17 protein-coding genes are annotated in these 25,431 nt (G+C 67.2%); 10 read left to right on the top strand and 7 right to left on the bottom strand.

Annotated elements, in window-relative coordinates:
• Positions 1-2 precede the first annotated feature (2 nt).
• Complete coding sequence (locus tag AC1RKE_RS05715; RefSeq protein WP_336970165.1) at positions 3-1,358, bottom strand: dicarboxylate/amino acid:cation symporter; 1,356 nt, start codon at positions 1,356-1,358, stop codon at positions 3-5.
• 239 nt (positions 1,359-1,597) lie between these two features.
• Here AC1RKE_RS05715 and AC1RKE_RS05710 point away from each other — a divergent pair, with 239 nt between their 5' ends.
• Together AC1RKE_RS05710 and AC1RKE_RS05705 are read left to right on the top strand one after the other, a co-directional pair.
• Entirely contained in the window at positions 1,598-3,439 is a 1,842-nt protein-coding gene (locus AC1RKE_RS05710; protein ID WP_348684560.1) for a sensor histidine kinase, read from the top strand.
• Positions 3,439-4,776, top strand: a complete 1,338-nt coding sequence (locus AC1RKE_RS05705; protein WP_183215128.1) for a sigma-54-dependent transcriptional regulator — start codon at positions 3,439-3,441, stop codon at positions 4,774-4,776. Before AC1RKE_RS05710 ends, AC1RKE_RS05705 begins: the two co-directional genes overlap by 1 nt.
• A gap of 3 nt (positions 4,777-4,779) precedes the next feature.
• Here the strand turns inward: AC1RKE_RS05705 and AC1RKE_RS05700 are convergent, their stop codons facing one another.
• Complete coding sequence (locus tag AC1RKE_RS05700) at positions 4,780-7,278, bottom strand: ATP-binding protein (protein ID WP_348684979.1); 2,499 nt, start codon at positions 7,276-7,278, stop codon at positions 4,780-4,782.
• 196 nt (positions 7,279-7,474) lie between these two features.
• Between AC1RKE_RS05700 and rpsT the strand changes: the two genes are divergently transcribed.
• The 7 genes from rpsT (at position 7,475) to gyrB (ending at position 16,534) form a co-directional block, all read left to right on the top strand.
• On the top strand, positions 7,475-7,744 hold the full coding sequence (gene rpsT, locus AC1RKE_RS05695; RefSeq protein ID WP_054766717.1) for a 30S ribosomal protein S20: 270 nt from the start codon (positions 7,475-7,477) through the stop codon (positions 7,742-7,744).
• A gap of 504 nt (positions 7,745-8,248) precedes the next feature.
• On the top strand, positions 8,249-9,661 hold the full coding sequence (gene dnaA, locus AC1RKE_RS05690; protein WP_395941986.1) for a chromosomal replication initiator protein DnaA: 1,413 nt from the start codon (positions 8,249-8,251) through the stop codon (positions 9,659-9,661).
• Between the two features lie 196 nt (positions 9,662-9,857).
• Entirely contained in the window at positions 9,858-10,976 is a 1,119-nt protein-coding gene (dnaN, locus tag AC1RKE_RS05685) for a DNA polymerase III subunit beta (protein WP_152948852.1), read from the top strand.
• A 61-nt stretch (positions 10,977-11,037) separates the two neighbouring features.
• Entirely contained in the window at positions 11,038-12,096 is a 1,059-nt protein-coding gene (locus tag AC1RKE_RS05680; RefSeq protein ID WP_348684743.1) for a hypothetical protein, read from the top strand.
• 10 nt (positions 12,097-12,106) lie between these two features.
• The gene (gene recF / locus AC1RKE_RS05675) at positions 12,107-13,228 is read left to right on the top strand and encodes a DNA replication/repair protein RecF (RefSeq protein WP_348684744.1); all 1,122 of its coding nucleotides are present in this window, start codon (positions 12,107-12,109) and stop codon (positions 13,226-13,228) included.
• Between the two features lie 33 nt (positions 13,229-13,261).
• Positions 13,262-13,555, top strand: coding sequence for a ribbon-helix-helix domain-containing protein (locus tag AC1RKE_RS05670; RefSeq protein ID WP_287398034.1), 294 nt, complete (start codon positions 13,262-13,264; stop codon positions 13,553-13,555).
• 543 nt (positions 13,556-14,098) lie between these two features.
• Positions 14,099-16,534, top strand: a complete 2,436-nt coding sequence (gyrB, locus tag AC1RKE_RS05665; protein WP_395941985.1) for a DNA topoisomerase (ATP-hydrolyzing) subunit B — start codon at positions 14,099-14,101, stop codon at positions 16,532-16,534.
• Positions 16,535-16,678: 144 nt separating this feature from the next.
• On the opposite strand, the gene AC1RKE_RS05660 is transcribed toward gyrB, so the two are convergent.
• The 3 genes from AC1RKE_RS05660 to AC1RKE_RS05650 form a co-directional block, all read right to left on the bottom strand.
• On the bottom strand, positions 16,679-19,546 hold the full coding sequence (locus AC1RKE_RS05660) for a TonB-dependent receptor (RefSeq protein ID WP_348684342.1): 2,868 nt from the start codon (positions 19,544-19,546) through the stop codon (positions 16,679-16,681).
• A gap of 251 nt (positions 19,547-19,797) precedes the next feature.
• Positions 19,798-20,373 carry an HD domain-containing protein gene (locus AC1RKE_RS05655; RefSeq protein ID WP_348684341.1) on the bottom strand — a complete coding sequence of 192 codons (576 nt, stop codon included), beginning with the start codon at positions 20,371-20,373 and terminating at the stop codon, positions 19,798-19,800.
• Between the two features lie 38 nt (positions 20,374-20,411).
• On the bottom strand, positions 20,412-22,550 hold the full coding sequence (locus AC1RKE_RS05650; protein ID WP_395942349.1) for a phosphocholine-specific phospholipase C: 2,139 nt from the start codon (positions 22,548-22,550) through the stop codon (positions 20,412-20,414).
• 184 nt (positions 22,551-22,734) lie between these two features.
• On the opposite strand from AC1RKE_RS05650, the gene AC1RKE_RS05645 reads away from it, so the two are divergent.
• Entirely contained in the window at positions 22,735-23,454 is a 720-nt protein-coding gene (locus AC1RKE_RS05645; protein WP_054766720.1) for a UTRA domain-containing protein, read from the top strand.
• 12 nt (positions 23,455-23,466) lie between these two features.
• Here AC1RKE_RS05645 and phnX read toward each other — a convergent pair whose 3' ends face one another.
• A complete protein-coding gene (gene phnX, locus AC1RKE_RS05640) occupies positions 23,467-24,267 on the bottom strand; it encodes a phosphonoacetaldehyde hydrolase (protein WP_348684103.1) in 801 nt (266 codons plus the stop codon).
• Between the two features lie 2 nt (positions 24,268-24,269).
• A complete protein-coding gene (locus AC1RKE_RS05635; protein WP_348684104.1) occupies positions 24,270-25,397 on the bottom strand; it encodes a TIGR03364 family FAD-dependent oxidoreductase in 1,128 nt (375 codons plus the stop codon).
• Between the last annotated feature and the right edge of the window lie 34 nt (positions 25,398-25,431).

The raw sequence follows: 25,431 nt of genomic DNA, 5'->3' as shown, positions 1-25,431 counted from the left end.
CGTCAGTCGGCGGTGACCAGATCCTTGTCGCCGGGGCCTGCGGCGGGATCGGGTTGGGCGGCGATCGGCTGGGCCGGGCCGTTCAAGGCCGCAGCCAGCGCATTCCGGTCCAGTTCGCCCTCCCACCGGGCGACGACGATGGTGGCCACCGCATTGCCGATGAAGTTGGTCAGGGCGCGGCATTCGCTCATGAAGCGGTCGATGCCCAAGATCAGGGCCATGCCCGCGACCGGGACGGTCGGCACGACCGACAGGGTCGCCGCCAGGGTGATGAAGCCGGCGCCGGTGATGCCGGCTGCGCCCTTGGACGACAGCATGGCCACCGCCAGCAGCAGGATCTGCTGTTCCAGCGACAGTTGGATGTTCAGGGCCTGGGCGATGAACAGGGCCGCCATCGTCATATAGATGTTGGTGCCGTCCAGATTGAACGAATAGCCGGTCGGCACGACCAGGCCGACGACCGACTTGGAGGCGCCGGCCCGCTCCATCTTGTTCAGCAGCGACGGCAGGGCGGCTTCCGACGAGGAGGTGCCCAGGACCAGCAGCAGTTCTTCCTTCAGATAGCGGATCAGCTTCAGAATGTTGAAGCCGTTCGCCCAGGCGACCAGGCCCAGGACGCCGACCACGAAGATGACGGCGGTGATGTAGAAGGTGGCGACCAGGGCGGCCAGATTGGCGATCGAACCGATGCCGTACTTGCCGATGGTGAAGGCGAAGGCCCCGAAGGCCCCGATCGGCGCGGCCTTCATCAGGATGGCCACCAGTTTGAAGAAGGCGTGGCTGACCGATTCCAGGAAGTTCAGAACCGGCTTGCCGACATCGCCCACCATGGCCAGGGCCAGGCCGAACAGGACCGAGACGAACAGGACCTGCAGGATGTTGCCCTCGGAGAAGGCGCTGGCGAAGGTGTCCGGGATGATCCCCATCAGGAAGCCGGTGACGGTCGTCTCATGCGCCTGTTCCGAATATTTGGCGACGGCGCCGGCGTCCAGGCTGGCGGGATCAATGTTCAGACCGTGGCCCGGCTGGACGACGTTGGCGATGATCAGGCCGACGATCAGGGCCAGGGTCGAGAAGGTCAGGAAGTAGGCGAAGGCCTTGGCCGCCACGCGCCCCACCCGGCCGATGTCGCTCATGCCCGCAATGCCGGTGACGATGGTCAGGAAGATGACCGGGGCGATGATCATCTTCACCAGTTTGATGAAGGCGTCGCCCAGCGGCTTGAGGCTTTCCCCGAAGCTGGGCCAGAAATGGCCGATAAGGGCCCCGGCGACGATCGCGGTCAGAACCTGAAAATAGAGATGCCGATAGAAGGGCCGAGGGGCGGTCGGCTGGGCGGCGGAAGGGAGAGCGATCACGGGGGTCTCCTGTGGTGGCGGGACGGACCCGCGGTTTCCTCGACGGCCCCCGCTGCTGTCGTCGAGGCGCCGAGACGACTGTCCCGCACGCTGGAACCAGGTCCAAACGCGATCGACGTTTGATATAGAGATCTGTAAAAACACGTTATTTTCGGAAAGCGCCTCTCGCAGGGCCATTTGCCGTGCGGCGTGTCGCACGCCGGACTCGCGCTATTGTGCGAAATATCGCACAATAGCGAATGAGCCTCTCTGCGGTCCGAGAATTTATCGAAAGATCGTCGAGTTTCATTTGGCGGCCATGGACCCTGCTCAGCCTGGGCTGGCTGACGGCGGGCCTTGTCTTCGCGGGCCTGGCGGGGGAGGCGGCGCGGCGCGACGCGACCCAGGAATTGGCGCGCCAGGCGACGACAGGCGCCGCCCTCCATGCGGCCGTTCTACGCAGCGAGCTGGAGAAACAGCGCGCCATCCCCGTCGTCCTGGCCGAAGACCCGGATGTGGCGGCGTTGCTCGCGCGGCCCGCCGACCAGGCGGCCAAGGCGGTCGATCGCAAGCTGGAGCGACTGGCGGGTCAGACCCGCGCCGCCGTCATCTATGTTTTGGACGCGCAGGGGCTGACGCTGGCGTCCAGCAACTGGCGCGCCCCCACGAGTTTCGTCGGCGTCCGTTATGATTTTCGGCCCTATTTCATCAACGCCATGCGCAACGGTCAGGGCGAGTTCTACGCCCTGGGCACACGCAGCGGCCGCCCCGGCCTTTATCTGTCGCGCCGGCTGGACGCCGCCGACGGCCGCCCCCTGGGCGTGGTGGTGCTGAAGGTGGAGTTCGACGCCCTGGAGGCGCAATGGCGTAGCTCGGGCGAGCCGGCCTGGGTCGCCGACCCTGGCGGCGTGGTCCTGGTCGCCAGCGTGCCGGAATGGCGCTTTCGCGCCACCGGTCCGATGGACGAAGCACGGCGAAGGCTCAGCCTGACCGATCTGACCCTGCGTCCCGGCGCCCTGGCCCCCCTGCCCTTCCAGACGCCCTCCGGCGATCGGCCCCGGCTGGTGCGCGCCGCCGTCGGCGAGGCGCGGCCCCAGACCTGGATGCATGCGCAGACGGACACGGCCACGCCGGGGTGGACCCTGCATCTTCTGACGCCCGAGCGCGGCGCCGTCGGAACCGCCGTGGCGACCGCGCGCGGCCTGGCGGTTCTTACCGTCAGCCTGCTGGCCCTCATCGTGGGGGTGCTGCTGCGCCGTCGCCGGCTGGCTGTCCTTCGCGCCCGGGCCGAAGAGGAGGGCCGGCTGGAGCTGGAACGTCGCATCCGCGAACGGACCCACGAACTGCACGAAGCCAATCAGGCGCTCAACCGCCAGATCGAAGAGCGTCGCCGGGCCGAGGCCGCACGGGAGCTGTTGCGGGATGAACTGGTGCAGGCCAGCAAGCTGGCGGCCCTGGGCCAGATCGTGGCCGGGGTGGCCCACGAGATCAACCAGCCCGTAGCCGCCATCTGGACCTATGCCGACACGGCCGTGACCCTGGTGGAGCGTCGCGAGACCGACAAGGCTCTGGACGCCCTGCGGCGGATCGGCGACCTGACCCGCCGGATCGGCGCCATCACTCAGGACCTGCGCCTGTTCTCGCGCAAGGCCGCCCCGAACATCGATGAAATCCGGCTGGAGGACGCCATCCAGGGCGGACTGCAGCTGACCCGCGGCCGATTGGAGGAAGGCGGGATTCGGCTGGAGCGGATCGGATCGGGCGAGATCAAGGTCCACGCCGACCAGTTCCGGCTGGAACAGGTGATCGTCAATCTGATCAAGAACGCCGCCGAGGCCATGGAAGGGCAGGCGGACCCCCAGTTGGTCCTGACGGTCGAGCGCCGGGGCGAACGGGTGCGCCTGATCATCGCCGACAACGGCCCCGGGCTGGCGCCCGAAGTGGCCCGACAGCTGTTCACCCCCTTTGTCACCACCCGCTCCAACGGACTGGGGCTGGGCCTGGTCATCTGCCGTGACATCATCGCCAGCTTCGGCGGCGAGCTGGACCTGGCGCCCAGCGACAGGGGCGCGACCTTCGTCGCCGCCCTGAGGCCCGCCTGATGCAGAGCGCCGCCTCCCGCGCCGTCATGCTGATCGAAGACGACGGCGATTTCCGCCAGGCCCTGGTCGAGCGCATGACGCTGGAGGGCTATGAGGTGCGCGCCTTCGCCGCCGCCGAGCCGGCCCTGAAGGCCGTCGCCGCCGATTTCGACGGGGCGGTCGTGACCGACCTTCGCATGCCGGGCCTGGACGGCCGCCAGTTGCTGGCGCGGATTCAGGCCCTGGACCCTGCGCTTCCCGTGATCATGATCACCGGCCACGGCGACATCGCCGATGCGGTCGCCGCCATGCAGAGCGGGGCCTATGACTTCGTCGCCAAGCCCTTTCCGTTCGAACGGCTGCGCGACAGCCTGAACCGGGCGCTGGAGAAGCGCAGCCTGGTGCTGGACAATCGGCGGCTGACCGCCCTGGCGGCCGCCGATGGGGGCCATGAGCTGCCCCTCGCCGGCGCCTCTCCCGCCATCACGGCGCTGCGCGTCACCATCGCCCAGATCGCCGATGCGAAGATGGACGTGCTGATCGAGGGCGAGACCGGCGTCGGCAAGGAGGCGGTGGCGCGCGCCCTGCACAACGGCGGACGCCGCCGTGTCGGCCCCTTCGTCGCCGTCAACTGCGGCGCCCTGCCCGACGGGCTGATCGAGAGCGAGCTGTTCGGCCATGAGCTTGGCGCCTTCGCCGGCGCCATGCGGCGGCGCGTGGGCCATGTGGAGCGGGCCCACAACGGCTCGCTGTTCCTCGACGAGGTCGAGAGCATGCCGCTGGCGGTCCAGGTCAAGATGCTGCGGGTGCTGGAAGAACGCGAGATTCACCCGATCGGCGCCAATGAGCCGCGGGTGCTGGACCTGCGCATCCTGGCCTCGGCCAAGATCGACCTGGGCGAGGCGGCGCGACGCGGCGTCTTTCGCGAAGACCTCTTCTATCGCCTGAACGTCGTGCGGCTGCGCGTGCCGCCGTTACGCGAACGGCGCGAAGACATTCCGTTGCTGTTCGCCCACTTCCTGCGCCGGGCGGCCGACCGTCAGGGGCTGGATGCGCCGGAGGTTGACGACGGGGTGCGCCGTCGTCTGCTGGAGGAGGCCTGGCCCGGCAATATCCGCGAACTGGCCCATTTCGCCGAAAGGGTGGTTCTGGGCCTGGAGGACGGTCGCGCCGAGGCGACGTCGGATCTCAGCCTGCCCGACCGTCTGCACCGGTTCGAGGGCGAACTGCTGCGCGACGCCCTGGAGACCCACCGGGGCGACATCGTCGCCGTGCTGGAAGAGATGCGGATTCCGCGCAAGACCCTCTATGACAAGCTGCAGCGGCACGGCCTGAAGCCCGCCGACTTCCGCCGCTGACCGTCAGGCCGCGGCCGGCGCGTGCGACCGTTCGGCCGAACCCATGACCGCCGAGAGACCGTCGATAAGGCCGGCGAAGGTGATCGGCTTGGACAGATGGCCGTCGGCTCCCGCCGCCCGCCCCGCCTCCACATGTTCCGGCATGGCGTTGGCCGTCAGCATGATGATGGGGGTGCGTTTTCGGTTGTCCTGGCGTTCCAGGGCGCGGATGGCGGCGGTGGCGGTCAGGCCGTCCATCACCGGCATCTGCATGTCCATCAACACCAGGTCGAAGGGCTCGCGCCGGACGGCCTCCAGCGCCTGACGCCCGTCCTCGACCACGACCAGTTCGGCCGGCGTCTCGGCCAGCATGATCTCGATGACCTTGCGGTTCGCCGGATGGTCGTCAGCCAGCAGAACGCGCGCGGGGAAGGGGAAGTCGTCGCTCCTCGCCGTCTCCGCAGGCGCTGACGCCGACGCCTTGACGCGCGCCAGGGGCAGTTCGAACCAGAACTCGGCCCCCTCGCCCGGACGGCTGCGGCACTCCAGCCCCCCGCCCATCAACTCGACCAGATCGCGCGAGATGGACAGACCCAGGCCGGTGCCGCCAAACCGGCGGGTGATCGAGCCGTCCGCCTGCTGAAACCGGCCGAAGATACGGGCTTTCTGCTCCTCGTCGAAACCGCAACCGGTGTCCTTGACAGTGAAGCGCATCCGCTCGGCGTCGACTGCGGACGCCGTCACCGTGACCGAACCCGTCTCCGTGAACTTCAAGGCGTTTGAGATCAGGTTCGAAAGGACCTGACGCAGACGCACCAGATCGCCCTCGACCGGCCCTTCGGCCGCCGGTCCGACCTCAAGGCGCAGGGCGACGCCCTTCTGGTCTGCGGAGGGTCGATAAAGGGCGGCAACGCCGCGCACCGCCTCGCCCAGGTCGAAGACCGAACGCTCCAAGGCGATCTGTCCGGCCTCGATCTTGGCCGAGTCGAGGATGTCGGACAGCAGCCGCTCCAGCGTCACGCCCGAGCTTCGGATCACCTCGACCATCTCGCGCTCGCGCGGCGCCAGCCGGGCGCGGGTCAGGGCGTCGGCCATCGCCACCACGCCGTTCAAGGGGGTTCGGATCTCATGGCTCATATTGGCCAGGAACTCGGACTTGGCGCGACTGGCCTCTTCGGCGCGACGACGCGCGACCTTCAGATCCTTGGCCTGGCTGGCCATCCACAGCACGGCGGCGAGGGCGGAGAGGACGAAGATGACGGAGATGGCCAGCAACACGCCCTGCAAATGGGTGTTTGATCGCGCCGTCTCCAGCTGGGCGCGGCGCTCGGTCAGCTGTTGCTGCATGTCGCCCGTGACCTGACGAATGCCGTCGCTGAAACGACGGGCGTCGGCGACCCGATCTTCCTGCATGTGGCGGCGAAGCTTGACGAAGGCTTCCGAGGCCCGCCCTTCGGCGAACAGGATTTCAGCCTCCACATGGTCGATCTCGGACGCGGCCTCTCGCTGTGATTCTTCAGCTGCGCGACGACGGATTTGGACAAGGTCACGGCGCGCCGCCTCGATCTGGCCAGTCTGGGCCCGCGCGACGGCCCGCGACGGCAAGAGTTGCGAGGCGAGGAAGGACGCCTGCCCGAGATTTTCACCCAACGGCGCCAGACACTGAAGCACCCCGCCAGGATCATTCGCCGCTTCGAACGTCTGAGCGCACAGGGCCGCGTCGTAAACCGCCAAGTTGGGCAGACCGGACCGAACCGTCAGACGGTGGTGAATCTCGTAAAGGCTTTTCGCCCGATCAATGTCGCCCAACTGCGCCGACAGATAGGCCAGATTGTAGATGGCGTCGAAATCCGGACGAGGATAGTCGGGATTGGCGAGGTCGATCTCAAAATGGCCGAAGGCGGCGGTGGCCCCGTCGATGTCGTTCAACTGCATCAGGCCGATTCCGGTCATTTCCCACAGGCTGGCCCGCGCCGCCCGGGCATAGGGCGCCTCGTCCGGGATCAGGGCGTGGGCGTCCGCCAGCGCCTTCAACCCCTGGCCGATCTCATCCTGATCCATCAGCGCCACGGCCCACAGCCGGATCGCATGAATCCGGGCGAACCAGTCCGGCTCCATGGCGGCGTGTTCGCGCATCTCTGCGGCGGCGGCGCGGTCGCCCCCGTCATAGCGAAGCGCCAGCCGGTTCAAATCGGCGATGCGGATATAGCGCCCGTCCCTCTGGTGGCGCGCGGCCGCAGCCAGGCGGTCGTTCCACAGCTGCGCCGTCTTGAACTCGCCCTGGTTCATGAAGGTCCAGACGACATGGTAGAGCCGTTGCAGGCCTTCACGATCATTGCGGCTCAGGGCGTCCTGACCGAAACGCTCCAGATCCTGAAAGCTGGCGGCGGCGGCGCGCCGTTCGACCGCCTGGGCCAATTCCAGCGGCGACCGCCCTCTCGTCTGGCTGGCGCCGGCGTCACCGGCCCCTAAAAGACTGGCGAGGACGAGCAGGAGGACGGCGATAGGCGTTGATCTGGGCATGCGGTTTCCGATTTGATCGGAAAATGGCCTGCATTTGGTTGAACAAGCTTTAGCGCCCCAGTGGGCGTTTATCCTTAAGCCCGTAAAATCAGACTCTGCGTTGACCGCCTACGGCCTTTCGGCTATAGGCCCGCCCTCTTGAGATTTCCGCGCCGTGGACGTGTGCTCCGCGGCGTTTTCCGTTCGAAGGTTTGACATGGCCAACAACCCCGGCGCCCGCAAGGCGATCCGCAAGATCGAAGCGCGGACCGAAGTGAACAAGGCGCGCCGTTCGCGCGTCCGCACCTATCTGCGCAAGTTCCAGGAAGCCCTGGCCGGCGGCGACGCTGCGGTGGCCAAGGCCGCCTTCATCGAGGCCCAGTCCGAACTGATGCGCGCCGTCTCCAAGGGCGTCGTTCACAAGAACACCGGGTCGCGCAAGGTGTCGCGTCTGGCCGCCCAGCTGAAGAAGCTTTCGGCCGCCTGACCCGTTAAGGGTTTTCCAGCATACGGAAGGGCTGTCGTCGTTCCGTTATGCCATTTGTTCGCGTTTTCAACGGCGAAGGAGCAGATGCTCCTTCGCCGTTTTGCGTTCCCCGGTTAACTCTCTTTACGCACGAATACGGAGTCCGGCGCGTCGGTCGGACGAATTTCCCAAGCAGGATTAGCGTTTGACGGAGTCAAACAATTTAACTGCGAATCAACCAACGAATCAGCGTTGACCCGACCGGCGCGCCGCGTAAGTTTTGGGCTCTAACGCACTTCCATCCCAACACGGATGAAGACGGCGCGGGACGATAGTTTCGCGTTGGCGGGAGATGTCTGTCCAGGAGTTCGGCCCCGCCCGAAAAGCATCGCTTTTCGGGGCTGGAGAAGTCGTCCCTGAACCATCGCCCTGAAGTGCAGACGATCGGATTGGCTTTTTGGATTGGGTGGCGGAGCGATGGTTGGGGGTGCGATGGCGGCGGCGAACGGCGTGGACGGATCGAACATGACGGATCCGAACCGCATCTGGAACGAGGCCTCGTTGCGCCTGAGGGCCGAAATCGGCGACGGCCCCTTCTCGTCCTATATCGCCCCCTCGGCCGTGCGGATGGATTCCGCCGGTCAGCTGATCCTGGTCACCCCCACCGCCTACGCCCGCGACTGGGTTCGCAAGAACGCCCTGCGGCGTATGAACGAGCTGTGGCTGGGCCTGGACCGGCTGAACCGCCGGCTGGACGTCCGCTGCCGCGCCGAAGTGGGCTCGGCGCCCCCGGCCTCGGCGGTGATCGGCGGCAATGTGGTGGACGCCACTCCCCGTCTGGCGGCCCTGGCCCAGCCCACCGTCGCCCCCGTCGCCGACGGCGCCCGGGCCGTGCGCGCCGCAGGCCTGCAGGAGCGTCTGACCTTCGACAGCTTCGTGGAGGGTCAGGGCAACGCCTTCGCCCTGGCCATCGCCAAACAGGTGGCCAGCTGGGCCGACGGCCACTTCAACCCCGTCTTCTTCTGCGGCCCCTACGGCTACGGCAAGACCCACCTGCTGAACGCCATCGCCTGGGAGGCCCAACGCCTGCGGCCCGAGGCCAAGGTGGTCTATCTGACCGCCGAACGCTTCCTGTCGACCTTCGTCAAGGCGATGCAGGACCGTTCGACCGCCGCCTTCAAGGAAAGCCTGCGCTCGGCCGACATGCTGCTGCTGGACGACGTCCAGTTCGTGGGCGGCAAGGCGAGCACCCAGGAGGAGCTGCTGTCGACCCTGACCGCCCTGATCGAGGACGGGAAACGGATCGTCTTCTCGGCCGACCGCGCGCCCATGACCCTGACCGAAGTCGAACCGCGCCTGCGCAGCCATCTGTCCGCCGGCCTGACCTGCCCGGTCGAGGCGGGCGACCGGGCGCTGAAGATCGCCGTGGCCCAAAACCGCCTGAAGGCCCTGTCGGCCCTGGGCGTGGTCCAGGGGGAGGCCGCGCCCGAGGTGCTGGCCCAGCTGGTGGATCGCACCCCCGGTTCGATGCGCGAACTGGAAGGCGCCGTGAACACCCTGGCCGCCGCGGCCGGATCGCGTCTTTCGTCCCTCTCGGTGGACGAGGCCTCGACCCTGCTGGGCGCCGCCCTGCGCGGCGGACCGGAGCGCCGCATCACGGTCGATGAGATCCAGAAGACGGTCGCCGACCATTTCAACCTGAAACAGGCCGACCTGCTCAGCGAGCGCCGCACCCGTTCGGTGGCCCGTCCCCGTCAGATGGCCATGTATCTGTGCAAGCAGCACACCACCCGCTCCTACCCCGACATCGGCCGTCGCTTCGGCGGACGCGACCACACCACCGTCCTGCACGGCGTGCGCAAGATCGAGGAGCTGATGGCCCAGGACGACCAGATCGCCCGCGACGTCGAGGCCCTGACCCGCAAGCTGCGGGGCTGATTTCGAGCGGCGAGCGGTCGGCGGCGAAGGGCGAGCGAATAGAAAACGTCTCATCCCGCCGATTTGCCCCCAATATCCCTCGTCACTCGCCAACTAACCACGCGCCGCTTCCTTGCTCCTTGCGCCCAATCCGCTAGTGTCCAAGGCCCTTTATCGTGGCGCTCCAGCCTGAGTCGCCGCATCCGGGCGAGACGATATGCAACTGACCATCGAACGATCCGCGCTCCTTAGGGCCCTGGGCCATGTGCAGAGCGTGGTCGAACGTCGAAACACCATTCCGATCCTGTCCAACGTCCTGCTCAGCGCGGGCCGTGACCGTCTGGCCTTCGCCGCCACCGATCTGGACATGGAGATGGTGGACGAGGCCGAGGCGACGGTGAATGTCGAGGGGCAGATCACCGCCCCCGCCCACACCCTGTACGAGATCGTGCGCAAGCTGCCGGAAGGCGCCGAGGTCTCCCTGACCTATTCGGGCGACGATCCCCGCCTGGTGGTTTCGGCCGGTCGGTCGCGCTTCAACCTGCCGGTCCTGCCGGCCGGCGATTTCCCGGTCATGTCGACCGACAGCGCCGGCGCCGCCTATGTCATGCCCAAGGAAGACCTGGCGCGCCTGATCGACAAGACGCGGTTCGCGGTCTCGACCGAAGAGACGCGCTACTATCTGAACGGCCTGTATCTGCATACGGTCGCAGAGGCCGGCGTGCCCCTGCTGCGCGCCGTCGCCACCGACGGCCACCGCCTGGCCCTGGCCGAGACCCCGGCGCCCGACGGCGCGGCCGGCGGCCCCGGCGTCATCGTGCCGCGCAAGACGGTGGATCAGGTCCGCCGCCTGCTGGACGACGCCGGCGGCCCGGTCGAGATCACCGTCTCGGCCCAGAAGATCCGCTTCCAGCTGGGCGAGGCCAGCCTGACCTCCAAGGTCATCGACGGCGCCTTCCCGGACTATCTGCGCGTCATTCCGCGCGGCAACGACAAACAGGCCGACATCGACAACGCCCTGTTCGCCAAGGCCGTCGACCGCGTGGCCACCATCTCGGCCGAAAAGAGCCGGTCGGTGAAACTGGCCTTCGACAACGACCGGGTGAAGCTGACCGTCCGCAACATGGAGGCCGGCCAGGCCGAGGAAGAGGTCGAGATCGGCTATTCCGACGAACCGTTCGAGATCGGCTTCAACGCCCGCTATCTGCTGGACGTCGCCGGCCAGATCACCGGCGAAAACGCCGCCTTCCGCTTCGCCGACCCGGCCTCGCCCACCCTGGTGCTCGATCCGGGCGATCCGGGCGTGCAATATGTGCTGATGCCGCTGCGTGTCTGACAGCCATGAGCATGGCGGAACAGTGATCAGAAAAACGAGATGGAGAGTTTGGACCCCACTCGTGATCTCATTCTTGGGCTTGGGTGCCTACGTCGGCGCTTTTGTTTGGCTTTGCAGCCTTGAAGGCATCGAAGAGCTCACTCGCTCTCTGACAGGTTCTGTTTTCGACGCCTTCATAATCTTTGCACCTGGTTTGGTTTTGCTTGCGCTATGCGGCGAAGCGATACGATCGCTGTGCTGGGGGGATTACATCGTCCCTACTGATCGCGGCCTTGGCTTTCGGATCAACGGCCGGAAGCATTTCCTTCATTGGGAACAGGTGAACACGTTTCGTGTCGATACACCTGTACTGGGCCAAGAAGGCGTGGTCGGATGGGACTATCGCGGCGATGCTCATGGCAAGCCGCGCGTGAAAAGTTCCGCCGCGACGACGATGGACGGCGATTTCGGTCGAGGCTGGCAAGGCGGGCCTGACGCCATCTGCATCGCACTGGAGGCTTGGAGATCGCGCCATTCCGACACCTCTGTTTCACCGGAAGAGCGAGGCTTGGCGTCCCCCCACATTAGTCGGGATGGATCAAACCTTCCGTCAACTTTGACAGTGCGCGCAGACACACGAAAGGCGGTCGGCCCTCTAATAGGGATTTGGTGCTGCTTCTTCGCGCTGTTCGCCTTGCCAATCTGGATCACGGCGCTGGCGGCTCGGAGCGATCAGGCGCTGACGGTGTGGACGAGTTTGGCAAGCAACTGGTCGTTCTGGCTGGTCGCCTTGGTGTATACCGCAATGGCGCTCTGGTTCGGCTATGTGGGCCATCTTCTGACGCGACGCTTCATTCTAAAGCCGACTATTGTGTTGGCCCCGTCAGGCTTCACCATCAGGGATGAAGCAGGGGTCCGATTCATCCGTTGGAAAGACGTCGAGGCCTTCGGAATCGCTCAAGACTCCAACAACAATCGCGAGCATGTCGGCTGGCGCTATCGGCCCGGCGTAACCGCTGTCGAAAGTTGGCAAAAGCCATCGCTCGACATGGATGCGTCGCTAGGCATGGGATGGCAAGGTTCCGTGCGCGATCTTCGCGATACGTTCGACGAATGGCTTCGTCGATACGGCTCCGGCTGAGCGGACAGATTTGATACAGGCTTTAACCCTCACCGACTTCCGCTCCTATGCGGGCGCACGGCTGGAGCTCGCCTCCGGCCCGGTGGTGCTTCACGGCCCAAACGGGGCGGGCAAAACCAATCTGTTGGAGGCGATAAGCCTGCTGACCCCCGGCAAGGGGCTGCGGGGCGCGACCGCCGCCGAGATGGGGCGGCGTGAGCCCGGCGAGGCGGTGGGCCGCGCCTGGGCCGTCATGGTCGAACTGGACGACGAGACGCGGCTGGGCACCGGCGTCCAGACGGCGGGCGCGGCGCGGCGCATCGTCCGCATCGACGGCGAGACGGCGCAGCCGGGGCGGTTGCTGGACTATCTGCGCCCGGTCTGGGCCACGCCCGAGCAGGACCGGCTGTTCTCCGACGCCCGGGCCGAGCGGCTGAAATTCTTCGACCGTCTGGTCTTCGCCGCCGATCCCGATCACGCCGCCGCCGTCTCCGCCTATGAGAAGGCCCTTCGCGAACGGCTGCGACTTCTGAACGACGCACAGGATGGACGCGAGGCCGACCCCGTCTGGCTGGACGCCCTGGAGGCTCGGCTGGGCGAGGCCGGCGCGCGCGCGGCCCTGGCCCGGGTCGCCGCCCTGCAGGCGCTCCAGGCCGCCATCGACGCCCGCAGCGACCGTCCCTTCCCCCAGGCCGACCTGGGCCTGGACGGCCCCGCCGAGCAGATGGCCGAAGCCGGCGCCGAAGAAGACGAAATCGCCGCCGCCATCCGCGACGGCCTGGCCCGCGCCCGCGCCCGCGACGGCGCCGCCGGCCGCTCCCTGTTCGGGCCGCACCGCACCGACCTGACCGCGCTTCATCGCGAAAAGAACCGCCCCGCCGCCGAGGGCTCGTCCGGCGAACAGAAGGCCCTGGTCCTGAACCTGATCCTTGCCCAGATCAGCCGCCTGGCGCACCAGTCGGCCCGCCCCGTCCTGCTGCTGGACGAGGCCCCCGCCCACCTGGACGAGGCCCGCCGCGCCGCCCTGTTCGACGAGATCACAGCCCTGGATCTGCAGGCCTTCATGACCGGCACCGAACGCGGCCTTTTCGCCGGTCTGGACGGCCGCGCCCAGTTCGTCCGCGTCGCCGGCGGGGCGCTGGAGCGCGACTAGTTTAAGCCCTGGGGTTCGGTTATTCTGAAGCCCATGGCCACCCTGACCCTCTCCCTGCCGGACTCGCTGAAGGCCTTCATCGACGCCCAGGTGGCTGATCAGGGACTGGAGGCAGACAGCGACTACGTCCTGGCTCTGTTGAAGCTGGAGCAGGAGAAGAAGCGCGTCCGCGACATGCTGATCGAAGGCCGGGACTCCGGGCCTGGAGAGATCGTGGACGCCGACTACTTCCGCAAACGCATCGACCGTATCGAGGCCGCGCGCCGAGCAGGTCTTGGTCTGGCGCATCCTTCACGCGCAGCGCGACCTCGCGGCGGCCTTGGCTGAGACGGCGTTTCCGAAGGTTCAATCGACATTCAGCTCACTGCGGTCAGGCCGCTCTTCCCGCGTCAGAGGGCCTTGATGCGGCGACCGGGTTCATCACAGCGATCACGGCGGATTCACAGCGGTCACGACGCCATCGGAACCCGCCGTGTTCGCCGTGACCTCGTCGTGCCCCGTTGTGATGAACCCGCCCTCAATCGGCGTTCCGCCGCCAGACGTTTTCCCTTCCGCTGACGCGGGAAGGAAGACCGACACTCAATGGAATAGAGTCTTCAACGCCCGAGGCGCCTCTCCTGGGTCGGCGGCTGCGCGCCGCCCGGCAGGACGGCGGCAGGCCCAAAGTCGATTGGCCCTAGCCCAGATCGGCGCGCCAAGCCCTTTTACGATCGCCGGCGGACCGACGCACAAACCCTGCGCCAACCGTCCGTTTCGCTCGCAATTCCTGCCGAATTTCCTATATCTTACCAGCTTCGGACGGCGCTGGGATTCGCGTCGTTCGTACCTTGCTTCGAAGCCCGCCGTCCGGGCGTCTCAACGACCGATTTCATGACCGATCCGATTGCTGAACAGCCCGAATACGGCGCCGATTCCATCAAGGTTCTCAAAGGCCTGGACGCGGTGCGCAAGCGCCCCGGCATGTATATCGGCGATACGGACGACGGCTCGGGCCTGCACCACATGGTCTATGAGGTGGTGGACAACGCCATCGACGAGGCCCTGGCCGGTCACGCCGACCTGGTCCAGGTCATTCTGAACGCCGACGGCTCGGTGACGGTGACCGACAACGGCCGGGGCATCCCGACCGACATCCACGCCGAGGAAGGCGTCTCGGCGGCCGAAGTCATCATGACCCAGCTGCACGCCGGGGGTAAGTTCGACCAGAACTCCTACAAGGTCTCCGGCGGCCTGCACGGCGTGGGCGTGTCGGTGGTCAACGCCCTGTCCGACTGGCTGGAACTGAAGATCTATCGCGACGGCAAGCAGCACCAGATGCGGTTCGAGCGCGGCGACACGGTCAAGTCGCTGGAAGTCACCGGCACGGCGCCGATCCGCACCACGGGCGACAAGGCCGGTCAGCCCCTGAGCGGCACCGAGGTGACCTTCTTCCCCTCGATCACGACCTTCAGCCACATCGACTTCGACTTCAAGACGCTGGAGCACCGCCTGAGGGAACTGGCCTTCCTGAACTCGGGCGTGGTCATTCGCCTGGCCGACATGCGCCACGCCGAGCCGATCGACGTCACCCTGCACTATGAGGGCGGGGTCGAGGCCTTCGTGCGCCACCTGGACAAGTCGAAACAGCCCCTGCTGAAGGACGTCATCGTCATTCGCGGCAAGAAGGAGGGGATCGAGCTCGATCTCGCCCTGTGGTGGAACGACAGCTACCACGAGACCATGCTGTGCTTCACCAACAACATCCCCCAGCGGGATGGGGGCACCCACCTGTCGGCCTTCCGCGCCAGCCTGACCCGCGTCATGGGCGGCTATATCGAAAGCTCGGGCCTGGCGAAGAAGGAAAAGGTCGCCCCGACGGGCGAGGACGCCCGCGAGGGCCTGACCTGTGTCCTGTCGGTCAAGGTGCCGGACCCCAAATTCTCCAGCCAGACCAAGGACAAGCTGGTCTCCTCAGAGGTGCGGCCGGCCGTTGAGGCCCTGTGCTCGGAAGGTTTGTCCACCTGGTTCGAGGAACATCCGGTCGAGGCCAAGATGATCGTCGCCAAGATCATCGAGGCCGCCTCCGCCCGCGAAGCGGCGCGCAAGGCCCGCGACCTGACCCGCCGCAAGTCGGCGCTGGAAATCAGCTCCCTGCCCGGCAAGCTGGCCGACTGCCAGGAACGCGACCCGGCCAAATCCGAACTGTTCATCGTCGAGGGCGACAGCGCCGGCGGCTCGGCCAAACAGGCGCGCAACCGCGAGAACCAGGCCGTCCTGCCCCTGCGCGGCAAGATCCTGAACGTCGAGCGCGCCCGGTTCGACCGGATGCTGTCGTCGGACCTGATCGGCACCCTGATCCTGGCGCTCGGCACCGGCATCGGCCGCGACGACTTCAACGCCGACAAGCTGCGCTATCACAAGATCATCCTGATGGCGGACGCCGACGTCGACGGCGCCCACATCCGCACCCTGCTGCTGACCTTCTTCTATCGGCAGATGCCCGAGCTGATCACGCGCGGCCACGTCTACATCGCCCAGCCGCCCCTCTATAAGGTCTCCAAGGGCAAGCAGTCGCGCTATCTGAAGGATCAGGCCGAGATGGACGCCTATCTGATCGAGGAAGGCTCGTCCGAGGCCGAGCTGGACCTGTCCACCGGCGAACGTCGCCTGGGGCTGGACCTGCAGGCCCTGGTGCGCGAGGCCAAGGCTTTCAAGGCCGGGGTCGACCGCCTCAGCCAGCGGGCCCCCGCCTTCGCCATCGAACAGGCGGCCCTGGCCGGTCTGTTCACCGAGAACGCCGACACCGCCGAGGCGGCTGCGGCCGCCGCCGTCCGCCTGAACCTCTACGCCGAAGAGGGCGACGGCGACTGGACCGGCGCGCCGGGCGAGCAGGGCGCCGTGATCTTCACCCGCACCCGTCGCGCGGTCCAGGAGACCATCGTCCTGGAAGAGACCCTGATCCGGTCGCTGGACGCCCGCCGTCTGGCCGAGCGCGCCGCCGCCTTCGACGGCGTCTTCACCGCCCCCGCCGTCTATCGCCGCAAGGACAAGTCCACCACCATCCGCGGGCCGCTGGACCTGCTGAACGCCGTGCTGGACGCCGGCAAGAAGGGCCTGGCCATCCAGCGCTACAAGGGTCTGGGCGAAATGAACCCGGAACAGCTGTGGGAAACCACTCTGGACGCCAACGCCCGCACCCTGCTGCAGGTCTCGGTCGAGCACGAGGAAGACGCCAACGACCTGTTCGCCAAGCTGATGGGCGACGTGGTCGAACCCCGCCGCGACTTCATCCAGGAAAACGCCCTGGACGCCGCCGTCGACGTCTGACCCTCGGTCCCCTATCTCCTCATCGAAAAAAGCCGCCCCCGATCCTGCGATCGGGGGCGGTTCAGTTTGGCGTCAGGGTTTGACGGGCTGAGCGAAGTCCGGCTGGAGGGAACGTCCCCCAGCCGGTTTCGCCCAGGTTCTGGATCAGTAGGAATAGGCCAGGCGGACCAGGAAGTTCCGGCCGGGTTCCATATAGTCCTTCTGATAGGAGGGGCTCTCGCCCTTGGTCGTATAGTAGCGGTGGCCGTCCAGGATGTTCTGGACGTCGAAGTCCATCGTCAGGCCGGGACGGAAGGTGTAGCGCGAGTGGAAGTCCAGGCTCTTGTTGGGCTGGACCCATTTGTCCACGGCGTTATCGCGCAGGTCTTCGATATAGGCGCCCTGATACTGATAGGACAGCCGGGCTTCGAGGCCGTACTTCTGATAGGTCAGAGAGGCGTTGTAGATCAGATCCGGCGCCTGGATGAAGGAGATCTTGCGCCCCCTGCGGTAGTCCAGACCCGTCTCGGCCTCGCTGACCTGGCGGGTCAGATTGGCCTCGACCCCGAAGCCGTCGAAGGGCGCGGCCATGCCCTCGAACGACTTGATCAGGTTCAGCTCGACGCCCGTGATCCGGGCCGTCTCACCGTTCTTGGGCTGAGTGATGGTGATCACGCCTTCCTGGGTGGGAGCATCGACCGCGCTGCCGTTGGTGAAGATGAAGTGGTCGATCTTCTTGTGGAAGACGCCGATCGACACCAGGCTGGAACGGTCCGGGTAATATTCAGCCGAAACGTCCAGGTTCAGGGCCTCGGCCGGTTTCAGGTCGGGATTGCCCTGGCTGATGGAGACGATCTCGCCCAGGGTCTCGCCCGGCCTCGGTTTCGCCCGGCCGACGCTGACGCCACGCGAGATGTTGCTGAACTCGGGCCGGGAGAAGCTGGTCCAGATCGCGCCGCGATAGACGAAGTTTTCCGACGGGCGATAGACCGCCGTCACGCTGGGCAGGACGTTGGTGTAGTGGCTGTCGGTGTCGCCGAAGCCGCTCCGGTCGCCGTCTTCGATCCAGTTGGTGTTGGTGACTTCCGTGTGTTCGACGCGCACCCCGGCGACCACGTCCAGATCGTTGAGCTGGAAGCTGGCCAGGCCGTAACCGGCGTAGATGGTCTCCTCACCGCTCTTATCGCTCGAGTTCAGATCGGCGTAGGAATAGTTGACCGGATTGGCCTTCTGGGCGGCCTCGATGGCGGCCGTCACCTTGTCGCGGTTCAGGATGGCGCCGTAGTAGTACCGGCCGTTCAGAATGTTGCGGACCTCGCGGTCGATCAGGCCCGACTGACCCAGGCTCTTGCCCGCCAGCGGCGTATTGTCGAACGAACCGCCCCAGATCGGCGTGGCGTCGTATTCGCGTTCGGACCGCAGGATCTTCACGCCCGCCTTCAGATGACGGACGAGGCCTTCCATCTCATAGACGGCGTCGAACTTGAACGCCGTGCGCGCGTCGGTCTGTTTGTCGCGGCTGCGGCCGCCGCCGTCATAGGGCAGCAGATTGGGATCGTTCGGCGCGTTCTGAGCGAAGGCCGGCAGTTGCGGCATGGGGAAGCGCGGATCATAGGACGACCACAAGAGGCCCGTCTGGTTGAACGGCGCCGAGCAGGCGTCGCAGTTATAGCCGATGGAGAAGCTGTCCGGTCCGCCCTTTTCGCCGGCGCTGTAGCTGAGGTCATAGTCCAGGGTCAGGCGGTTCAGACGGCTCTGGCCGCCCAGATTGATGGTGCCCAGGGTCGAGGTCTGGTCCAGGGTCTGGAAGGTGCGGGCGAACTGGAAGGTCTCGGGCTTCCAGACGCCGGACCGGCCGAACAGGGACCAGTAGGACGAGCTGCTCTGACGGTCCGCGTCCGTGATCACGCCGTCAGCGTCGAAGTCTTTGATCTGGGCGGTGGTGTAGCTGTAGATACGGCCCTTGGCGCCGAAGCCGACGACCGCATTGTCCGGCTGGATCAGGCTGGTGTCTTCCAGATCGACCTGTTGCAGGCGTTTGGTCTTGCGGCTGCGGAAGTCGGTGTAGTCATTGGTGCCGGTCCGTTCCAGACGGCTGTACTGACCGCGCAGATAGAAGTCGTTCGTGTCCCCGCGATAGTCGATCGAGAAGTTCCCGCCGAACCGCTCTTGCTCGATGCGACGGTAGTCCAGGTCGATGCCCGGCAGGTACATCGAACGCTCGTCGATCTCTTCGGTGCTGTTCCGACGCCAGCGATAGGGCTCCCACTCGCCGTCGTTTTCGGTCTCTTCGTTCAGGCCGTTGCTCTTGCCGTAGTTGAAAGAGACGAAGGCGCCGAAACGGCTGTCGGACGGCAGGCGGCTGGCGAAGTCCAGCTGGACCTGACCGGCGCCGTCCTTTTCATCCTGCTCGCGGGCGCGGTCGTTGATCCCATAGCTGAGGAAGGCGCGCGCCACCGGGCGGGCGAAATCGAAGGCCGTGGGGGTCTGGAAGTTGACGGAGCCGCCGATGGCGTCGCCGTCCATGTCCGGCGTCAGGGTCTTGGAGACGGTGATGCTCTTCAGGCCGTTGGGCGGCAGGACCGTCATCGACATCTTGCGGCTGTCGGGATCGGTCAGGGCGACGCGGACGCCGTTGATCGAATAGGCGTTGAAGGTGCCGGCCAGGCCGCGCACCGAGACATATTCGCCTTCGCCCGTCTCCTGGTTCACGACGACGTTGATGCCGGGCGCGCGGGCCAGGGCGTCGGCGACGTTGGCGTCGGGCAGCTTGCCCAGGTCGTCGGACGAAATCACGCTGGAGACCACGCCCGAGCGGCGCTGGGCCTCGATGGCGTTGGCGGTGCTGAGGCGCTGGCCGGTCACGACGACCTCCTCCACCTCGGCGGGCGTGGATTGCGGCGCGGCGGTCTGGGCGTGGGCGACGCCCGCGACCAGGACGGCGGAACCCGCCAGGAGGACGGCGCGCAGGCCGGTCCCGGCGGTGGTGTGACGATGAACGGCCCGTTCCTGGGCCATGAGATGACGCGACATGACTGTCTCCATTGATCCTGATGTGTGGTCGGATCGGCCGTCCGGGTCCGCTCAGGGCAGGCGTCAGCGATCAGCGACGCGCGGGCGCGCCCTGACTGCATCAACCGCTCGACCCAGACCCGGGCCGAAAACTATTGGATTGCGACGGCGCCGCCGGGGCCGGCGGGCCGATGTCTTGTGCTCCGTCTATCCGGAGCGGTGACGACTGGACCCTTCACTCATTCAACAACCCCCATTCGTTGAAATGAAAACTAGGCTTCCGCCCTGCGGTTGATCAGGTCGCAGAGAAGCTGGCGATAGGCCTCGAAACCGGCGACCTCGACGCCCTGGGCCTTGCCCAGTTCGTCGTAGCGGCGCAGCCGAAGGGCGGCCTCGGCCGCCGGCAAGGCCATGAATTCCTCCACCTCGGCCGGGCTCATCGGTCCGCCCTGCAAGGCCAGGCTCTGAAGCGAGGCCGCGCTCAGCCGATCGACATAGCCCGGCGCCGTGGCGGCCAGACATCGTTTGGCCGCCACATGCAGGCGGACCGGCTCGGTCACTCCGGGGCCGAAGGCGCGGGCCAGATAGCCGGCGCTGATCTGTTCGTGCCGGGTGTCGATGCCCCGGTCGGCGGCGTCTTCGCCGGCCTTCTGCATCATGTGGCCGACATCGTGCAGCAGGGCCGCCGCCACCAGGGCGGGCGGAGCCCCGTCCGCCTGGGCGTGGTGCGCCGTCTGCACCGCATGCTCCAGCTGGGTGACGTCCTCACCGTAATGCAGCCCGCCCAGCCGGGCGAACAGGTCCGAAAGTTCAGAGACGAAGGCGTCGGCGTCCACGGGAGAGGTCATCAAATTTCCGTCGTAAGCAGCGGTCGAAAGAGCGGGGGTCACAGGCGCATCCGCCCGATGGCCGGATCGGTGCGGCTGGGGCGGCCGGTCTCCACATGACCGGCCAGCCTCTGGATGAAGGTCGGATCATTCTCCAGGCTCACCGTCAGGTCGTACCAGTGGTCGCTGCCGCGCAGGTCCCAGGTCGACTGCGACGCTGCGCCGGGCCGGACGGTCAGCCGACGCCGCGCCTCGCCTTCGGACAGGGGATAGGCGGGGTCCATGTCCAGCACCGCCAGGGCGGCCTCCTCGCCCACGCCCGTCACGCCCACGGTCAGCACGCCCCTGGCGTCTGTGGCGATCATCACCTGCGGCTGGGGCTGGGCGGCGTCGCCGGCGAAGCGGCGGTAGAAGCCGTTGGGGCCGTGAACCATCAGATCATAAGGGCCCGGCCGGCCGGTGTTCCAGTGTCCGGCCGCATAGGTCTCTCCGGCGGCGAGGGTGAAGCGCCAGGGGCCCGCGCGATCAGTGGCGTCGAACACCTGGAAGACCGCGCCGGTGCGGCCGCGGTTGACCAGGTCGATCCAGACCGCCCCGTCGGCGACGCGGGCCTGGGCGGTCAGATCATAGGGCAGAGGGCGGGCGCCCCGCTGCGGCCCGTCCTGAACGGCCGGAACCTGGCGCTCGGGAATCCGCAGGGTCGGCGCGGCCTTGGAGCGGGCCACGCGCTGCATGTAGTCGGCCGTGGCGGGCAGAGACAGGGCGGCCCAGTCCTGGTTCGGACGCGCGAAGTCGAAGGCCGACGTCAGGTCGCCGCAGACGGCCCGACGCCAGTCGCTGATGTTCTCCTCCCGAACGCCGAAACGCTTTTCCAGGAACTGCAGCGTCGAGGTGTGGTCGAACACCTCCGAACAGACGAAGCCGCCGCGGCTCCAGGGCGAGACCACGATTGCGGGCACCCGAATGCCCAGGCCCAGCGGATGGGCGCCGCGATGGGCCGGATCGGCGTCGGACCCATAGACCTTGGCCTCGCCGGCGACGGAGACGGTGCTGTGGCCCTGGTCCGGCGTCAGGGGCGGCATCGGCGGCTGGATATGATCGTAGAAGCCGCCGGCCTCGTCATAGTTGACGATGAAGACGGTCTTGGAGAAGACCTCCGGGTGATCGACCAGGGCCTCGATCAGCTGGGCGCAGACGTGCTCGCCCTTGGACGGCTCGGCGTCGGGATGTTCCGACAGATCCCGCGCCGTCACGATCCAGGACACCTGCGGCAGGCGCCCGCCCGCTATGTCGGCGCGGAAGGCCTCCACCAGCTGCTCGCCGTCCGATCGGGTGCGGTCCGGGCCGGTCTTATGCTCCGACACCCAGGACCGGCCGCGCTGATACAGGGGCGACTCCTTGGGGCAAGGCCGGAAGGGCTTGAAGACCGACAGGATGTTGTCGCCGAAATTGTCGTACTCCTGATAGACCTTCCAGCTGACGCCCGCCGCCTGGAGCCGTTCGGCGTAGGTGGTCCAGTCATGCGGACCGCGCGCCATCTCCATGTCTTCGGCCATGTCGGCGCTGGGCGTCTCGTCCTCGCCGTAGTTGCTCATCTCGGGGTCGCCGCCGACCTTTCCGCCGCCGTTGCAGCCGGTCCAGAGGTGCAGCCGGTTCGGATAGGTCTGGGTCAGGGTCGAGCAGTGATAGGCGTCGCAGACGGTGAAGGCGCTGGCCAGGGCGTAGTAGAAGGGCAGGTCCGAGGCCTTGTAATAGGCCATCCGCTTGTGAAGCTCGCCGGAATGGCCCCACTGGTCATAACGGCCGCCGTTGACGATGGTGACGGCGGCCTTGTGCCCCTGGTCCGACCCGTCGACCGTATAGGCGTTGGTGGTGCGGGAATCCCCATGGAAGGGAATGACGAAGCCGTCGGGATGCTGGTCGCTGGGCTGACGCCAGACGCTGGCCCCGCCCGGCAGGCGTTGGGGGCGCGGATCGCCGAAGCCGCGCACCCCGTTCAGCGCGCCGAAATAGTGATCAAAGGCGCGGTTCTCCTGCATGAAGATGACCACGTGTTCGACGTCCATGATGGTGCCGGTGGCGTTGTTGGCGGGAATGGCCATCGCCTTGCGCACCGTGGCGGGCAGCAGGTTCAGGGCCGCGCCGGCGGCCGCGCCGCCCAGAGCGCCCCGCAGGAAAGACCGACGATCATTTGACATGGATCAAATCCCCCTCTTCACTTTTGGTATAGACCAGAAGGGGTGTCGTCTTCGGCGAAATTTTCATGAAGCTTGCGCGGCGGATGTCTGAACCTTCCGTAGACGGACCCGGCTCGCTTGACCCGCAATGCTCGAATTCGCATCTTCCGACCGGGCGGGAATCGACCGTCGTTTGAGCGATTCCATGACGCAGCCGGACAGTCTCCATTACCTCGGGGTGCGCGACGCCATCGCCGCGCGGATCGCGGGCGGAGAGTTGAAGCCCGGCGAACGCCTGCCCTCCGAACGTCAGTTGCAGGTCGGCGGCGGCGTGGCGCGCGGCACGATCCGCGAAGCCCTGTTCCAGCTCGAGGCCGAGGGGGTCATCTATCGAAAGGACCGCAGCGGCTGGTACGTCTCGCCCCCGCCCGTCGTCTATGATCCGACGCGCTGGGAGGGTTTCATGTCCTATGTGGAGGCCCAGGGACGCCGGCCGACCACCGAAACCCTGAGCAAGACCGAGATCGCCTGCACCCCGGTTCTGGCGCCGATCTTCGGCCGACCGGTGGGGGCCCCCATGTACCGCATCCGCCGCCGGCGTTCGGTCGACGGCCGCGCGGTTCTGGTGGAGACCATCGTCGTGGACGCCGCCATGGCCCCGGACCTGCTCAGCCATCCGCTGGACGGCTCCCTGACCAGCGTGCTGAAGTCCGCCTACAACATCGCCGTGGCCCGCAACCGGGTGGACATGCAGCCCTGCGCCCTGACGCGCGGCGAGGCCGAGGCGTTACAGGTCAAGTCGGGCCTGCCCGGCCTGAACGTGGTCCGAACCAGTTATGACGCCCAGGGCCGGGTGGTCGAGTTCGACCGCGAATACTGGCGCCACGACGCCCTGAAGATCAGCGTCGACATCCGGGTGCGTTAAGCCCTCGGGCGATCAGGCCCGGCGCGCCGCCTCGGCCTCCAGGGCCGGGATCAGATCCGCCACCGTGTCGATGACCCGGTCGGCGCCCGCCTCCAGCAGACGATCGGCGGCCGCGGCCAGCCGGGCCGCCCGTTCGTCCGCATCCAGCTCGGCCAGGGCCTGGGCCGTCAGCCCCGTCAGATTGCCGGACGCGGCGACCCCGATGGTGAAACAGCCGGCGTTGCGCCCCTCGGCGATCCCCACCTCCGCATCGTCCACCTTGACCACGCGCGACAGGGGCCAGACGCCCAGATCGGCGCAGGCCTTGTAGATCATCAGGGGCGACGGCCGCCCCTGAGGCGTCTCATGGGCGCAGACCACCAGATCGGGGGCGTAACCCTGGTCGGCCGCACGCGGCAGGACCGCCTGCATCATCTCGCGCGTATAGCCGGTGCAGGAGGCGATCTTCAGACCCTCGCCCCGCAGCCGGGCCACGACCTCGGCGGCGCCGGGGATCAGGTCCGCCGTTTCCTGGGCCAGGCGGATCATCGGCTGCTGGAGTTCGCCCATGACCCGTTCGATCGCCGCCGCATCGGGCGCCGCGCCGTGCGCCGCCCGCCAGGCCTCATTGACGCGGGGCTGTTCGAACAGGGCCCGCACGTGATCGGCCTTGGCCCGGCCCATGTCGCGGCGCGCCTCGTCCTCCGTCACGGGCGTGTCCAAGGCGGCGAAGGCCTCCATCAGGGCCAGAACAGGGGCCCGGCTGCCGAAATCGACCATGGTGCCGGCCCAGTCGAAAACGACCATGTCGAAACTGTCGCGGATGGGGGTCATGGTCACGTCTCCTGAAACAGGTCTGCAATCACCTCTTCGCCGAAGGCGAAGCCGGTGGAGGCGCCGTTGCCGGCGGTGATGAGGGCCAGGCGCACGGCCGGGTGCGGCGCCGCGATCAGATCGGCCTGGGGGCCTCGGGCGTAGGTTCCGGTCCAGCGCTGGAGCACCGGCGGGGCGGGCTGGCCGGTGGCGGCGCGCCATTCGTCCAGGATCAGCTGATCGACCGCCTCGCTGGCGAAGGGGTCCGGCGTGGCCGCGTCATGGTGGCTGTCGCCCATGACCAGGGCGCCGTCGGCGTCCTGGACCGCGATCAGATGGACCCCGTTCGTCAGGGCCTGGCCCTGCTCCGCCTCCAGCCGCGCGCGCAGGGCGGCCGCCTCCGGCAGGGCGGCGTAACCGCCGTAGCGCACCAGGCCCAGGTCCGACATGACCGGAGCGGGCAGATCAAAGCCGGGCGAGGCCAGCCGCATCATCTGAAGCTTGCACCGGGTCACGCCCGCCTGGGCCATTTGATCGGGGAACAGGCTGACCAGGTCGTCGCCGGGACAGACCACCATCCGCTCGGCCTCCACGACGCCCCGACTGGTGACGAGGCGCGGCGGCTCGACGGTCTGGACGGCGGTCTGTCGCCGAAACACGACGCCGAAGCGATCCGCCAGCCAGGCGGCCAGACGCGGGATGGCGATGCGGGAATCCACGCGCAGCTCGTGGGGGCTCCACAGGGCGGCGACAGTCTGGGGGCCGATGACCTGCGGCGCCCGCGCCCGCGCCTCCTCCCCCGTCATCAATCGACACCCTTCGCCCATTTCGGTGGCCGTGAAGGCCTCCAGCACGGCCGCAGCCTCGGGCCGGCGCACGGGCAGCCACAGCCCGCGTTGCAGGACCGGCACGTCCGCCTCGCGCGCCGCCTCATCCCAGATGGCGCGGCTGCGGTGGGCGCGGCTCCAGACCTTCCCCCGCGGCTGGCCCGTGACGGTGACGAAGCCGAAATTGCGGATCGAGGCGCCGTTGGCCTGGGCGTCGCGGTCGATCACCACGACCGACAGGCCCCGCCGCGCGGCCGCCAGGGCGCAGGCCAGGCCGACGATCCCCGCCCCCACCACAGCGACGTCGTAGCGTCTCTCCGTCATCCTCGTCCTCGTCATCCAAGCGTCGCAGCAGTGG

Source organism: Brevundimonas sp. GW822-FHT03E11 (genome assembly GCF_058801445.1).
This window is presented reverse-complemented; position numbering and strand designations above follow the sequence as displayed.